General features: G+C 69.9%; 11 protein-coding genes. 8 read left to right on the top strand and 3 right to left on the bottom strand.

Features of this window, described 5'->3' with window-relative positions:
- From secF to ACSMXV_RS09380, 3 genes are all read left to right on the top strand, one after another.
- The gene (gene secF, locus ACSMXV_RS09390) at positions 1-1,122 is read left to right on the top strand and encodes a protein translocase subunit SecF (protein WP_473177232.1); all 1,122 of its coding nucleotides are present in this window, start codon (positions 1-3) and stop codon (positions 1,120-1,122) included.
- Positions 1,119-1,658 carry an adenine phosphoribosyltransferase gene (locus ACSMXV_RS09385; RefSeq protein ID WP_181657201.1) on the top strand — a complete coding sequence of 180 codons (540 nt, stop codon included), beginning with the start codon at positions 1,119-1,121 and terminating at the stop codon, positions 1,656-1,658. Before secF ends, ACSMXV_RS09385 begins: the two co-directional genes overlap by 4 nt.
- A 181-nt stretch (positions 1,659-1,839) precedes the next feature.
- The gene (locus tag ACSMXV_RS09380) at positions 1,840-4,455 is read left to right on the top strand and encodes a RelA/SpoT family protein (protein WP_473177231.1); all 2,616 of its coding nucleotides are present in this window, start codon (positions 1,840-1,842) and stop codon (positions 4,453-4,455) included.
- A gap of 69 nt (positions 4,456-4,524) precedes the next feature.
- Here the strand turns inward: ACSMXV_RS09380 and ACSMXV_RS09375 are convergent, their stop codons facing one another.
- Together ACSMXV_RS09375 and ACSMXV_RS09370 are read right to left on the bottom strand one after the other, a co-directional pair.
- Entirely contained in the window at positions 4,525-5,754 is a 1,230-nt protein-coding gene (locus ACSMXV_RS09375; protein WP_473177230.1) for a DUF349 domain-containing protein, read from the bottom strand.
- A gap of 135 nt (positions 5,755-5,889) precedes the next feature.
- The gene (locus ACSMXV_RS09370) at positions 5,890-6,726 is read right to left on the bottom strand and encodes a peptidylprolyl isomerase (RefSeq protein WP_473177229.1); all 837 of its coding nucleotides are present in this window, start codon (positions 6,724-6,726) and stop codon (positions 5,890-5,892) included.
- Positions 6,727-6,968: 242 nt separating this feature from the next.
- Between ACSMXV_RS09370 and ACSMXV_RS09365 the strand changes: the two genes are divergently transcribed.
- The 5 genes from ACSMXV_RS09365 (at position 6,969) to rpsD (ending at position 12,460) form a co-directional block, all read left to right on the top strand.
- Positions 6,969-7,682, top strand: coding sequence for an MBL fold metallo-hydrolase (locus ACSMXV_RS09365; protein ID WP_473177228.1), 714 nt, complete (start codon positions 6,969-6,971; stop codon positions 7,680-7,682).
- Positions 7,683-7,695: 13 nt separating this feature from the next.
- Complete coding sequence (gene hisS / locus ACSMXV_RS09360; protein WP_473177227.1) at positions 7,696-8,958, top strand: histidine--tRNA ligase; 1,263 nt, start codon at positions 7,696-7,698, stop codon at positions 8,956-8,958.
- A 366-nt stretch (positions 8,959-9,324) separates the two neighbouring features.
- Positions 9,325-9,990: a vitamin K epoxide reductase family protein gene (locus ACSMXV_RS09355; RefSeq protein ID WP_473177226.1), complete on the top strand. Its 666-nt coding sequence runs from the start codon at positions 9,325-9,327 to the stop codon at positions 9,988-9,990.
- Positions 9,991-10,071: 81 nt separating this feature from the next.
- Complete coding sequence (locus ACSMXV_RS09350; RefSeq protein WP_473177225.1) at positions 10,072-11,475, top strand: replication-associated recombination protein A; 1,404 nt, start codon at positions 10,072-10,074, stop codon at positions 11,473-11,475.
- A 370-nt stretch (positions 11,476-11,845) separates the two neighbouring features.
- Positions 11,846-12,460: a 30S ribosomal protein S4 gene (rpsD, locus tag ACSMXV_RS09345; RefSeq protein WP_181657194.1), complete on the top strand. Its 615-nt coding sequence runs from the start codon at positions 11,846-11,848 to the stop codon at positions 12,458-12,460.
- A 35-nt stretch (positions 12,461-12,495) separates the two neighbouring features.
- On the opposite strand, the gene ACSMXV_RS09340 is transcribed toward rpsD, so the two are convergent.
- A complete protein-coding gene (locus ACSMXV_RS09340) occupies positions 12,496-14,709 on the bottom strand; it encodes an ATP-binding protein (protein WP_473177224.1) in 2,214 nt (737 codons plus the stop codon).
- Positions 14,710-14,776: the final 67 nt, after the last annotated feature.

Below are 14,776 nucleotides of genomic sequence, written 5' to 3'. Positions count from 1 at the left end.
ATGTCGCGACTCGGCACTCTCGGCGCCAGGCTCCACCGCGGCGAGGTCGGCTACGACTTCGTCGGCAAGCGCAAGATCTGGTACGGCGTCTCGCTCCTGATCACGGTGGCGGCCATCCTCGGCCTCACGGTGAAGGGGCTGAACATGGGCATCGAGTTCCAGGGCGGCGCCGTCTTCACCACCCCGAAGACCAGCGTGTCGGCCTCCCAGGCCGAGGAGAAGGCGGAGGAGGCTGCAGGGCACGACGCCATCGTCCAGGAGCTCGGGACCGGCGGTCTCCGCATCATGATCAGCGGTGTGGACACCGCCAAGTCCGACGAGATCAAGGCGGAGCTCGCCAAGGACCTCGGCGTCAAGTCGGACGACATCAACGCCGACCTCGTAGGCCCGAGTTGGGGTGAGCAGATCGCCAACAAGGCCTGGACCGGCCTCGCCATCTTCATGGTCCTCGTGGTGATCTATCTGGCGATCGCCTTCGAATGGCGCATGGCCGTGGCCGCATTGGTCGCGCTGATCCACGACATCACCATCACGGTCGGGATCTACGCCCTGGTCGGCTTCGAGGTGACCCCCGGCACCGTGATCGGTCTGCTAACGATCCTCGGTTACTCGCTGTACGACACGGTCGTCGTCTTCGACTCCCTGAAGGAGAGCTCGAAGGACATCACCAAGCAGACGCGGTGGACGTACAGCGAGATCGCCAACCGCTCCATCAACGCCACGCTGGTGCGCTCCATCAACACCACGGTGGTCGCGCTGCTGCCCGTCGCGGGTCTGCTGTTCATCGGCGGCGGTGTCCTCGGCGCGGGCATGCTGAACGACATCTCGCTGTCGCTGTTCGTCGGTCTCGCCGCCGGTGCGTACTCGTCGATCTTCATCGCCACGCCGCTCGTCGCCGAGCTCAAGGAGCGCGAGCCGCAGATGAAGGCCCTGAAGAAGCGGGTGCTCGCCAAGCGCGCCGCGGCCGCTCAGGGCGAGTCCGCGGAGGCCACGGCACCCGGCGGCGCCCCCGAACCGCGGGACGCCGAGCCGGAGGACACGGCGCACGCGGTCGTCGGCCCCCGTACGCAGCCCGTCTCCCGCAGCCGCGGCCGCGGCCGACCCTCGGGGAAGCGCCGATGACCGACCTCCAGCAGCTCCTCCTCAGCCGCATCCGCGATGTGGCGGACTACCCGAAGCCGGGCGTGATGTTCAAGGACATCACGCCGCTTCTGGCCGACCCGGAGGCGTTCACCGCGCTCACCGACACACTGGCCGACTTCTGCGTGCAGACCGGCGCCACGAAGGTCGTCGGCCTCGAGGCCCGCGGGTTCATCCTGGCCGCCCCGGCCGCGGTCCGCGCCGGCATCGGCTTCATCCCCGTACGCAAGGCGGGCAAGCTCCCCGGCGCGACGCTCCGCCAGGCGTACGACCTGGAGTACGGCTCGGCCGAGATCGAGGTGCACGCCGAGGACCTGGCCGCGGGCGACCGCGTCATGGTCATCGACGACGTCCTCGCCACCGGCGGCACCGCCGAGGCGTCGCTGCAGCTCATCCGCCGTGCCGGGGCCGAGATCGCGGGCGTGATCATGCTGATGGAGCTTGGCTTCCTCGGCGGCCGCGCACGCCTGGAGGGCGCCCTGGACGGTGCCCCGCTGGAGTCGCTGCTCATCGTCTGAACACCTGGTCGACCTCGTCGTCACAGGCAGAGGCGGGTCCCGGAGGAATCCTGGGCCCGCCTCTCGCGTTGCAGGGGTACGAGGCCGTCTCACCGGCCAAGGGCGAACCGGAGGCCGGGGATCGATACCATGGGCTTCCGGGGCCTGATCGGGGGACCCGGATCGCGCACGAGGAGCCCTCTTGCCAGACGAGGCCCAGCCACTCTCCCCCAGTGCCGAACGCCTGGGGGCGTCCCCAGCCGCCAAGGCCGACCAGAAGCAGCCCGGCCAGGCCGCGGCGGCCTCAGCCGCGCCCGCGAATGCGGCCCAGGGCCAGGCGTCCGCGGAGCACACGAAGCCCGCAGGCGCCCATGACACGGGGGCCGCGCAGACCGGCCGGGCAGCCGAACAGGAGCGGCCCAAGCCACCGGCGGAACAGCCGCGCCCCAAACCCGCGGCCGAACGCCCAGCCCCCGCGCCCACTCCGACGCCCGCGACCCGGCCCGCAGGGGCGACCGCGCGCTCCGGCTCCTCCAACCGTGTACGCGCCCGTCTCGCCCGCCTCGGCGTCCAGCGGTCCAACCCGTACAACCCGGTCCTGGAGCCGCTGCTGCGTATAGTCCGCAGCAACGACCCCAAGATCGAGACCTCCACGCTCCGCCAGATCGAGCGCGCCTACCAGGTCGCCGAGCGCTGGCACCGCGGCCAGAAGCGCAAGAGCGGCGACCCGTACATCACGCACCCGCTCGCGGTGACGACGATCCTCGCCGAGCTGGGCATGGACCCGGCCACGCTGATGGCCGGCCTGCTGCACGACACGGTCGAGGACACCGAGTACGGCCTGGAGGCACTGCGCGTCGACTTCGGCGACCAGGTCGCCCTGCTGGTCGACGGTGTCACCAAGCTGGACAAGGTCAAGTTCGGTGAGGCCGCGCAGGCCGAGACCGTGCGCAAGATGGTCGTCGCCATGGCCAAGGACCCGCGCGTCCTGGTCATCAAGCTCGCCGACCGCCTGCACAACATGCGCACCATGCGCTACCTCAAGCGGGAGAAGCAGGAGAAGAAGGCCCGCGAGACCCTGGAGATCTATGCCCCGCTGGCCCACCGGCTGGGCATGAACACCATCAAGTGGGAGCTCGAGGACCTCGCCTTCGCGATCCTCTACCCGAAGATGTACGACGAGATCGTCCGCCTCGTCGCCGAGCGCGCCCCCAAGCGCGACGAGTACCTCGCCATAGTCACCGACGAGGTCCAGTCCGACCTGCGCGCCGCCCGCATCAAGGCCACCGTCACCGGCCGCCCGAAGCACTACTACAGCGTCTACCAGAAGATGATCGTCCGCGGCCGTGACTTCGCGGAGATCTACGACCTGGTGGGCATCCGTGTCCTGGTCGACACGGTCCGCGACTGCTACGCGGCGCTCGGCACCGTGCACGCGCGATGGAACCCGGTCCCCGGCCGGTTCAAGGACTACATCGCGATGCCGAAGTTCAACATGTACCAGTCGCTGCACACGACGGTCATCGGCCCCAACGGCAAGCCCGTCGAACTCCAGATCCGAACGTTCGACATGCACCGCCGTGCCGAGTACGGCATCGCCGCGCACTGGAAGTACAAGCAGGAGGCCGTCGCAGGCGCCTCCAAGGTCCGCACCGACCTACCGAAGAAGGCCGGCAAGGACGACCACATCAACGACATGGCGTGGCTGCGCCAGCTGCTCGACTGGCAGAAGGAGACCGAGGACCCGAGCGAGTTCCTCGAGTCCCTGCGCTTCGACCTGTCGCGCAACGAGGTCTTCGTCTTCACGCCGAAGGGCGACGTCATAGCGCTCCCCGCGGGCGCGACCCCCGTCGACTTCGCTTACGCCGTGCACACCGAGGTGGGCCACCGCACCATCGGCGCCCGCGTCAACGGCCGTCTCGTACCGCTCGAGTCGACCCTGGACAACGGCGACCTGGTGGAGGTCTTCACCTCCAAGGCGGCCAGTGCGGCCCCGTCCCAGGACTGGCTCGGCTTCGTCAAGTCGCCGCGGGCCAGGAACAAGATCCGCGCCTGGTTCTCCAAGGAGCGCCGCGACGAGGCGATCGAGCAGGGCAAGGACGCCATCGCGCGTGCCATGCGCAAGCAGAACCTGCCGATCCAGCGCATCCTCACCGGCGACTCGCTGGTCACGCTCGCCCACGAGATGCGCTACCCCGACATCTCGTCCCTGTACGCGGCGATCGGCGAGGGCCACGTGGCCGCGCAGAACGTCGTACAGAAGCTCGTCCAGGCGCTCGGCGGCGAGGAGGCCGCCACCGAGGACATCGCCGAGACCGCACCGCCCCGTGGGCGCGGCCGCAAGCGCCGCTCCAGCGCGGACCCGGGGGTCGTGGTCAAGGGCGTCGACGACGTATGGGTCAAGCTGGCCCGCTGCTGTACGCCGGTACCGGGCGACCCGATCATCGGGTTCGTCACGCGGGGCAGCGGCGTATCGGTGCACCGCAGCGACTGCGTCAACATCGAGTCACTGTCCAGGGAGCCAGAGCGCATCCTCGACGTCGAGTGGGCGCCCACGCAGTCCTCGGTGTTCCTGGTCGCCATCCAGGTCGAGGCGCTGGACCGTTCGCGACTGCTCTCGGACGTCACGCGCGTTCTGTCCGACCAGCACGTGAACATCCTGTCCGCGGCCGTCCAGACATCCCGCGACCGCGTCGCGACATCCCGCTTCACCTTCGAGATGGGCGACCCCAAGCACCTCGGACACGTCCTGAAGGCGGTCAGGGGAGTGGAGGGCGTCTACGACGTGTACCGGGTGACGTCGGCGCGCAGGCCGTGACCTTCGCATACGCGAGAGGGGCTCCCGTACCGAGGTACGGGAGCCCCTCTCGCGTATCGGACGACAGCCTCAGCCGCCGAACTCCTGCAGGCCCTTCAGCGCCTGGTCCAGGAGTGCCTGGCGGCCTTCCAGCTCCCGCTCCAGCTTCTCGGCCTTCGCGGTGTTGCCCTGCGCCCGCGCGGCCTCGATCTGGCCCCTCAGCTTGTCCACGGCAGCCTGGAGCTGACCGGTCAGACCCGCCGCACGCGCGCGTGCCTCCGGGTTCGTCCGCCGCCACTCGGCTTCCTCGGACTCCTGGATGGCCCGCTCGACGGCGTGCATCCGGCCCTCGACCTTCGGCCGGGCGTCGCGCGGCACATGGCCGATGGCCTCCCAGCGCTCGTTGATGGAGCGGAAGGCCGCACGGGCCGCCTTCAGATCCGTCACCGGAAGGAGCTTCTCGGCCTCCTCGGCCAGCTCCTCCTTGAGCTTGAGGTTCTCCGCCTGCTCCGCGTCCCGCTCGGCGAAGACCGAGCTGCGGGCCGCGAAGAACACGTCCTGGGCGCCGCGGAAGCGGTTCCACAGATCGTCCTCGTGCTCGCGCTGCGCGCGGCCCGCGGCCTTCCACTCCGCCATCAGCTCGCGGTAGCGCGCGGCCGTCGGACCCCAGTCCGTAGACCCGGACAGCGCCTCGGCCTCCGCGACCAGCTTCTCCTTGGTCTTACGGGCCTCTTCGCGTTGCGCGTCCAGCGCCGCGAAGTGCGCCTTGCGACGCTTGGAGAACGCCGACCGCGCGTGCGAGAAGCGGTGCCACAGCTCGTCGTCGGACTTCCGGTCGAGCCGGGGCAGGCCCTTCCAGGTGTCCACCAGGGCGCGCAGCCGCTCGCCGGCCGCCCGCCACTGCTCGCTCTGCGCCAGCTCCTCGGCCTCGGCGACCAGCGCCTCCTTGGCGTGCCGGGCCTCGTCGGACTGCTTGACCTTCTGCGCCTTGCGCTCCTCACGCCGCGCCTCGACCGCCTCGACGAGCTTGTCCAGCCGGGCCCGCAGCGCGTCCAGATCGCCGACCGCGTGGTGCGCGTCCACCTGCTCGCGCAGATGGTCGACAGCGGTCTGGGCGTCCTTCGCGGACAGGTCGGTGGTCCTCACCCGACGCTCGAGGAGGCCGATCTCGACAACCAGGCCCTCGTACTTGCGCTTGAAATAGGCCAGGGCCTCGTCGGGCGAACCGGCCTGCCAGGAGCCGACGACCTGCTCGCCATCGGCCGTACGCACGTACACGGTCCCCGTCTCGTCGACGCGGCCCCACGGGTCGCTGCTCACAGCGCCTCCTCCACATGATGCTCGCGGCGGGCTCCGCGGCCCCCGGGCATCGTCCACAGTTTCGTCACGGCCAACATAGGCGACCGGCGGGGCGGCTGTCCGCATCCCGCGCGACCGAAATTAGGCACTCGGGCCTCAGGATTTGGTCACAGTCGCCTTGTTGATCACGACCGTTGCGGTCGGGGCGCCGTCGCCCTGCCCGGTGCTCTCGCCGGCCGTCGCGATCTTCTTCAGCACCTTCATTCCGGATTCGGAAATCGTGCCGAACGGTGTGTAGTCGGGCGGAAGCTGACTGTCCTGGTAGACGAGGAAGAACTGGCTGCCGCCGGTGTCGCGGCCCTGCTTCGTCGAGGAGTTGTACTGATTGGCCATCGCGACCGTGCCCGCCGGGTACACGTTCCCCTTCAGGCTTTTGTCCTTCAGGTTCTCGTCCGGGATCGTGTAGCCGGGGCCGCCCATGCCGGTGCCCTCCGGGTCGCCGCACTGGAGCACGTAGATGCCCATGGTGGTGAGCCGGTGGCACTTGGTGTGGTCCAAGTAGCCCTTGTTCAGCAGGAAGTTGAAGGAGTTGACCGTGTGCGGGGCCGCGGCGGTCTTCAGGTCGATGTCGATGTCGCCGCATGTCGTCTGCAGCTTCATCGTGTACTTGGCCGACGTGTCGATGGTCATCGCCGGCTCCTTCTTGTAGCTCAGCGACTTCACCTTGCCCGCGGCGGCCTTCTCGCACGGGTCCGGGGCCTTGCTGGGGGAGGCGCTCGGGGTCGCCTCGGCGGCCGCCGTGTCCTTCGAGTCGTCGCCCTTGAACACCCCGGTCGCGTACGAGACGACGCTGCCCACCAGGACCACGCCGAGCACCGATGCGATCACCGCGTTACGCGTGCGTGCCTTGCGCCGTGCGCTCCTGCGCCGCTCCTGCTGCCGCAAGAACTTCTCCCGGGCGAGCTGCCGCCGCCGCTGTTCCTGGCTGACCACCGGTGTTCTCTCCTCGTGCGTCTCATACGTCGGGGTGGGACGCCTGCGTCCTGTGGGGCGCCTGCGTCATGAGTCAATGGCCTTTCGTTGTGCCCCGTACCGTATATGGGTTCGCTGTGGAATCGGCAGCGCCGGTAGGCTCTGATCTGCTGCATCCTCTGCCGGAGAGCTTCGGACCATCCACCGAAGCGGTACGGGAGGGTGCGGCGGCCTCCCGCCGGACGAGAAAACGAAGGACGATCGTGCTCATTGCCGGGTTCCCCGCCGGGGCCTGGGGCACCAACTGCTACCTGGTCGCCCCCGCCGCAGGCGAGGAGTGCGTGATCATCGACCCGGGCCATCAGGCCACCCAGGGAGTCGAGGACGCACTGAAGAAGCATCGGCTCAAGCCCGTGGCGGTCATCCTCACCCATGGCCATATCGACCATGTGGCCTCGGTCGTCCCGGTGTGCGGAGCGCATGACGTACCGGCCTGGATCCACCCCGGCGACCGGTTCATGATGAGCGACCCCGAGAAGGCGCTGGGCCGTTCCATCGGGATGCCGCTGCTTGGCGAGCTGACCGTGGGGGAGCCCGACGACGTGCGGGAACTGACCGACGGCGCGGGGCTGAAGCTGGCGGGACTGGACTTCTCCGTCTCGCATGCGCCCGGCCATACCAAGGGGTCGGTGACCTTCCGGATGCCCGAGACCGCCGAGATCCCCTCGGTCTTCTTCTCGGGCGATCTGCTCTTCGCCGGCTCCATCGGGCGCACCGACCTGCCCGGTGGCTCCATGGACGAGATGCTCGCGTCGCTGGCCCGCGTGTGCCTGCCGCTCGACGACTCGACCGTGGTGCTGTCCGGCCACGGCCCCCAGACCACCATCGGCCAGGAGCGTGCCACCAACCCGTATCTGCGGCAGGTGGCCGCCGGCCAGGGAGCGGCCCCCGAGGCGGCTCCCCGACGAGGAATGTGACGAGACTTCACCCGTGAGCACCTTCAAGGCCCCCAAGGGCACGTACGACCTGATCCCGCCGGACAGCGCGACGTACCTCGCCGTGCGCGAGGCCATCGCCGCGCCCCTGAAGAACTCCGGTTACGGCTACATCGAGACGCCCGGCTTCGAGAACGTCGAGCTGTTCGCCCGCGGTGTCGGCGAGTCCACCGACATCGTGACCAAGGAGATGTACGCCTTCACGACCAAGGGCGGCGACGAGCTGGCGCTGCGCCCCGAGGGCACCGCGTCCGTGCTGCGCGCCGCGCTGGAGGCGAACCTGCACAAGGCGGGCAACCTCCCCGTCAAGCTCTGGTACTCCGGCTCGTACTACCGTTACGAGCGCCCGCAGAAGGGCCGCTACCGCCACTTCTCGCAGGTCGGCGCCGAGGCGATCGGCGCCGAGGACCCGGCGCTGGACGCCGAGCTGATCATCCTCGCCGACCAGGCGTACCGCTCGCTGGGCCTCAGCAACTTCCGCATCCTGCTGAACTCCCTGGGCGACAAGGAGTGCCGTCCCGTCTACCGCGCCGCGCTCCAGGAATTCCTGCGAGGCCTCGACCTGGACGAGGACACCCGGCGCCGCATCGACATCAACCCCCTGCGCGTCCTCGACGACAAGCGCGACGAGGTGCAGAAGCAGCTCGTGGGCGTGCCGCTCCTCGGCGACTACCTGTGCGACGCCTGCAAGGCGTACCACGCGGAGGTCCGCGAGCTGATCACGGCCGCGGGCGTCGCGTACGAGGACGACCCGAAGCTCGTGCGCGGCCTCGACTACTACACCCGCACCACCTTCGAGTTCGTGCACGACGGCCTCGGCTCGCAGTCCGCGGTGGGCGGCGGCGGGCGCTACGACGGCCTGTCCGAGATGATCGGCGGCCCCTCGCTGCCGTCGGTCGGCTGGGCACTCGGCGTGGACCGTACCGTGCTGGCGCTGCAGGCGGAGGGAATCGAGCTGGACATCCCGGCGGGCACCAGCGTGTACGCGGTGCCGCTCGGCGACGAGGCCAGGCGGGTCCTCTTCGGCGTGGTCACCGAGCTGCGCAAGGCCGGCGTCGCAGCCGACTTCGCGTATGGCGGCCGGGGCCTCAAGGGCGCGATGAAGTCGGCCAACCGGTCGGGCGCCCGGTACACGGTCGTGGCCGGTGAGCGCGATCTCGCCGAGGGCGTCGTCCAGCTCAAGGACATGGAGTCCGGGGAGCAGGAGGCGGTCCCCCTCGACGCGCTCCTGGAGAAGCTTCGCTCACGGCTCGCCTGAGCCGAGCGCGGAGGCCGGACGGCAGGCGCCGTCCGGCCTAGGCCCTGTCGTCAAACTCCCGCCTGCCCCGCGACGCCTGGCACGCACGCTCGCCGCGTTGCCGAAAAGCCCTAGTAGCTCCGCTACGAGGACTTTCCGGCGCCTTGCGATCGCACGCACCAGACGCCGCGGGGCCCGCCCTTCGGGCGGACGGCGGGAGTTTGACGACAGGGCCTAGGTGCGTCATAGCGAAGAGCGTCCCGCGGGACCGAACGTTCCGGGACCCTCGGTCGTTCTTGATTTGTGTCCATCGAACGGTGGACGCACGCGCGCGTGCGGCACAATGACGGTGCCCGCAGGCCACCATTCGAGCGACGGAACGGCGTGATGAGCAAGACGATGACAGCAAGGGACGGCGTCGCCTCCTCCGATCCCGCCGGCCAGAACCGGCCCGAGGGCCCCCGGACGGTCGGCGGGAGCCGCGCACTCGCGCTGCTGCTGGTGATCACGGGCGCGGCCGGGCTGCTCGCGGCCTGGGTCATCACCATCGACAAGTTCAAGCTGCTCGAGGCGAAGGTCGAGGGGAAGACCTTCACACCGGGCTGCAGCCTGAACCCCGTGGTCTCCTGCGGCAGCGTCATGGAGAGCAAGCAGGCCGCGGCCTTCGGGTTCCCCAACCCCATGCTGGGCCTCGTCGCGTACGGCATCGTGATCTGCGTCGGCATGAGCCTGCTCGGCCGGGCGCGCTTCCCGCGCTGGTACTGGCTGACCCTCAACGCCGGGACGCTCTTCGGCGTCGCCTTCTGCACATGGCTGCAGTACCAGTCGCTGTACAACATCAACGCGCTGTGCCTGTGGTGCTGCCTGGCCTGGGTCGCCACGATCGTCATGTTCTGGTACGTGACGTCGTTCAACATCCGTAACGGCCTGCTGCCCGCGCCCGGATGGCTGCGCGGTTTCTTCGACGAGTTCACCTGGGTCGTGCCGGTGCTGCACATCGGGATCATCGGGATGCTGATCCTGACCCGCTGGTGGGACTTCTGGACCAGCTGACCCCAGGGCCGGAAGAGCTCCGAGACCTTGCGGCGCAAGTGCGCGGAGGGACTGTCAGTGGGGTGACATAGGGTTCTCTGCGTGGAGCCCGACCTGTTCACCGCCGCCGCAGAAGCCCGCCAGGAGAAGGATCCGGCAAGCAGCCCCCTGGCCGTGCGGATGCGCCCGCGCACACTCGACGAAGTCGTCGGCCAGCAGCATCTGCTGAAGCCCGGCTCGCCCCTGCGCCGGCTCGTCGGCGAGGGCGATCGAGCCCACGGCGGGCCGAGCCCGGCCGGGCCTTCGTCGGTGATCCTCTGGGGCCCGCCGGGCACGGGCAAGACGACCCTCGCGTATGTCGTCTCCAAGGCCACGAACAAGCGTTTCGTCGAGCTCTCCGCGATCACCGCGGGAGTGAAGGAAGTCCGAGCGGTCATCGACGGCGCCCGTCGCGCCACGGGCGGCTTCGGCAAGGAGACCGTCCTCTTCCTCGACGAGATCCACCGCTTCAGCAAGGCCCAGCAGGACTCCCTGCTCCCCGCCGTGGAGAACCGCTGGGTGACCCTGATCGCGGCGACCACCGAGAACCCGTACTTCTCGGTGATCTCACCCCTCCTGTCCCGCTCCCTGCTCCTCACGCTCGAACCGCTCACGGACGACGACATCCGGGGCCTGCTGCGCCGCGCGCTGGCCGACGAGCGCGGACTCGGCGAAGCGGTCAGCCTCCCCGAGGACTCCGAGGACCATCTCCTGCGTATCGCCGGGGGTGACGCGCGGCGCGCGCTCACCGCGCTCGAGGCAGGCGCCGGGTCCGCCCTCGCCAAGGGCGAGCAGGAGATCACGCTCCAGACCCTCGAGGAGTCGGTCGACCGCGCGGCCGTGCGGTACGACCGGGACGGCGACCAGCACTACGACGTGGCGAGCGCCCTGATCAAGTCCATCAGGGGCTCGGACGTGGACGCGGCGCTGCACTACCTGGCGCGGATGATCGAGGCGGGGGAGGACCCGAGGTTCATCGCCCGCCGCCTGATGATCTCCGCCAGCGAGGACATCGGGCTGGCCGACCCGACGGCCCTGCCGACGGCGGTCGCCGCCGCCCAGGCCGTCGCCATGATCGGCTTCCCGGAGGCCGCGCTGACGCTGAGCCATGCGACGATCGCGCTCGCCCTCGCCCCCAAGTCGAACGCGGCGACGCTCGCGATAGGCGCGGCCCTGGAGGACGTACGCAAGGGCCTCGCCGGCCCCGTCCCGCCGCACTTGCGCGACGGCCACTACAAGGGCGCGGCCAAGCTCGGCCATGCGCAGGGGTATGTGTACCCGCACGATGTGCCGGGCGGCATCGCACACCAGCAGTACGCCCCCGACGCCATCGACGGCCGGCAGTACTACAAGCCCACGCGGTACGGCGCGGAGGCGCGGTACGCGGACGTGGCCGAGCGCGTCCGCGAGCGCCTCAGGGGCGAGCAGCCGGGAGCGGCCAAGGACGCGGGAGCGGCGGACGGCTGAGCGGCACGGCCGGTCCGCGGCACTGTCCGCGACCTAGTAGACTTCCCAGAAGCGCTGCGTTCCGCGTCCGGTTTCGGCCGGCACCACCAGAGCGGGACAAGCAGCCGGAGCCCCCAATGCCCTCGGGCGGGGAACTCCAGGAGCGTCGCGCACCGTCGAACGGTGTCGCGGGCAGCCCACCACCCCGGTAATACGGCGGTCGGTGGGCCACTCGCGTGCTGCACGTATGTGCCCAGACCAGGGAGCGGCTGCCCGCCGAGACCGCCGTGATCACACGATCGCGGCAGGCCCCGACGGGTCTCCCCGGCTGCGGATGCGACCTCCCCTAACCCTGGTGAAGCCGATTCACATAGATAGAGAGGTTTGGTTCGTGGCGAACCAGTCCCGCCCCAAGGTCAAGAAGTCGCGTGCGCTCGGTATCGCGCTGACCCCGAAGGCCGTCAAGTACTTCGAGGCCCGCCCCTACCCGCCGGGTGAGCACGGCCGTGGCCGCAAGCAGAACTCGGACTACAAGGTCCGTCTGCTCGAGAAGCAGCGTCTGCGCGCGCAGTACGACGTTTCCGAGCGTCAGCTGGTCCGTGCCTACGAGCGCGCCAGCAAGGTTCAGGGCAAGACCGGTGAGGCCCTGATCATCGAGCTCGAGCGCCGTCTCGACGCTCTGGTGCTCCGCTCCGGCATCGCCCGCACCATCTACCAGGCCCGTCAGATGGTCGTCCACGGCCACATCGAGGTCAACGGCAAGAAGGTCGACAAGCCGTCCTTCCGCGTCCGCCCCGACGACGTCGTGATGGTCCGCGAGCGCTCCCGCGAGAAGCACCCCTTCCAGGTCGCCCGTGAGGGTGGCTACGACACCGATGGTGAGACCCCGCGCTACCTGCAGGTCAACCTGAAGGCCCTGGCGTTCCGCCTGGACCGGGACCCGAACCGCAAGGAGATCCCGGTGATCTGCGACGAGCAGCTCGTCGTCGAGTACTACGCCCGCTGATCAGCCTCGCCTGATCCGGTCGTAGACACCGCGATTCAGCCCGCCGCGTCCCCGCCCTGCTGGGTGGGGGAAGCGGCGGGCTTTCGCGTGTCCGGAGCGTCGCCGGAGGCGTCGTCCTCCTGCATCGGCCCCCGTTGCTGCGGCAGCAACCCCCGCAGGTCGGCGCGCTGCCGGTCCAGCACCCGAGCCACCGCGGCATCCGTACCGAGCCGCCCTCCGGCGTCGAGGCACTCCTCATACCGCTCGGCACCGAGCTCCTCGCGGACCAGCTCCGCGCACAGCTGGTGCGGCGCGTTGAAGTGGCTCGAGCCGAACAGCGGCAGCCCGACCGAGGGCCAGATCCGGCCCGCCACTCCCTGCAGCAGAGCGGCCTCCTCCGGGTCCCCCTGGGCCACCGTGACCAGCGCGAGCAACTCGATCGAGAGCACCGAGCCCAGCAGATCGTGGAAGCCGTGGTGGATGGCGAGCGACTGCTCCAGCAGTTCCCGCGCCCGCTCCAGGCGGCCGTCCGCCCAGGCCGCGTACGCCAGCACGAACAGCGCATACGCCCGAGCCCAGCGCTCGCCGTGGTCCTCGCACACCAGGCGTACGTCCTCGCACAGCACGACGGCTGCCGGCAGATCCCCCTGGAAGGCCATCGCCAACGCCAACTCGACCTGGCACATCAGCACGTAGCTGCTGAGCTCGCCGATCTCGTGATAGCGGTCGAGGGCAGCGCGCAGCAGCTCCTCGGCACGGGGCATGTCGTCCGTCACCAGCGCCAGACACCCGGTGCGGTGCATCGCGCTGGCGAACGCCGTCGCATGACCGTGGTGCTCGGCCCCGTCCCGGCACTCCTGCAGCGCGGTCAGTGCGGGCGCCACGTCGCCCTGCAGGATCGCCACATAGCCGAGCGCCCACAGGGCCTTCAGCCGCGACTCCACATGGTCGGCGCCCAGCTCGAGACTCCGCTCCAGCCAGTGCCGGCCCTCGGACAGCCGCCCGCAGCCCGTCCAGTAGAAACACAGCGTGCCCGCCAGATACTGGCCCATGTGCGCCTCGCCCGGCTCCGACAGGCACTGGTCCAGCGCGATCCGCAAGTTCGGCAGATCCGCCTCGACGCGTGCCGCGACCTCCGACTGCCTGGGCGAGAACCACTCCATCTCGCACCAGGTGGCCAGGCCTATGTACCAGTCGCGGTGCCGGCGCCGCAGCCGGGCGCCGTCGCCCGTCGCCTCCAGCCAGTCGGCGCCGTACGCCCTGACGGTGTCCAGCATCCGGTAGCGCACTCCGGCCGGGGTCTCCTCGCGGGTCACCAGGGACTGCGCGAGCAGCTCACCCAGCACGTCGAGCACCGCTTCGTCGGACAGCCCGCAGCCACCGCAGACGTACTCGGCCGCCTCAAGATCGAAGTTCCCCGAGAACACCGAGAGCCGCGCCCACAGCAGCCGCTCGTCCGGCGTGCACAGCTCATGGCTCCAGCCGATGGCCGTACGCATGGTCTGGTGACGCGGCAGGGCGCTGCGCCCACCGCCCGTCAGCAGGCCGAACCGGTCGTCGAGCCGGGACACCAGCTGCGCCGGAGACAGGGCCCGCAGCCTGCCCGCGGCCAGCTCCACGGCGAGCGGAATCCCGTCCAGGCACCGGCACACCTCCAGGACGTCGGGAAGATTGCCGTCATGCAGCGTGAAGTCGGGCAGTACGGTCGCGGCGCGGTCCGCGAAGAGCTCGGCGGCCTCCTCCGCAGGCATGGGGGAGAGGGGAAACAGCCGCTCGCCGTCGACGCCGAGCGGCCTGCGCCCCACGGCCAGCACCCGTAGCCCCGGGGCCCGGCACAGCAAGTCACGCACGAGTGACGCGCTCGCCTCGACGAGATGCTCGAACCCGTCCAGTACGAGCAGCAGTTGGCGGTCCGCGAGATGGTCGAAGAGCACCTGGCGCGGCGGCCGGGTCGTGCAGTCCGTCAGTTCGAGCGCCTCGGCGACCGCGTACTCGACGAGCTCCGCCTCCTGCAACGACGCCAGCTCCACCAGCCAGACTCCGTCACGCGGCTCGGTCAGGGACGCGGCACGCGCCGCCAGCCGCGACTTGCCGACCCCTCCCACCCCGGTCACCGTGACCAGCCGCTCCGCCTCCAGCGCACCCCTCAGCTCCGCGAGTTCGGCCGCGCGGCCCACGAAGGCGTTGAGGTCGAGAGTGAGATTGCCGGGCTTGATCGACTTTCGTCCGGAGTCGCCCGGGCCGGGGCTTAAGCGCTCTAAGTGCCGCATGCAAACGCAGCGTACTCAGGCATATGCGATCCGTACAATCGCTTCACCCAAGTCCCTCCGGCCGCAC

Source organism: Streptomyces sp. DSM 42067 (assembly GCF_055792885.1).
The sequence above is the reverse complement of the archived record's forward strand: the minus strand, read 5'-3'. Positions and strand labels throughout refer to the sequence as shown.

Coding starts and splice junctions, on each gene's coding strand:
- secF (WP_473177232.1), top strand. CDS start 1: ATGTCGCGACTCGGCACTCTCGGCGCCAGGCTCCACCGCGGCGAGGTC.
- ACSMXV_RS09385 (WP_181657201.1), top strand. CDS start 1,119: ATGACCGACCTCCAGCAGCTCCTCCTCAGCCGCATCCGCGATGTGGCG.
- ACSMXV_RS09355 (WP_473177226.1), top strand. CDS start 9,325: ATGAGCAAGACGATGACAGCAAGGGACGGCGTCGCCTCCTCCGATCCC.
- ACSMXV_RS09340 (WP_473177224.1), bottom strand. CDS start 14,709: ATGCGGCACTTAGAGCGCTTAAGCCCCGGCCCGGGCGACTCCGGACGA.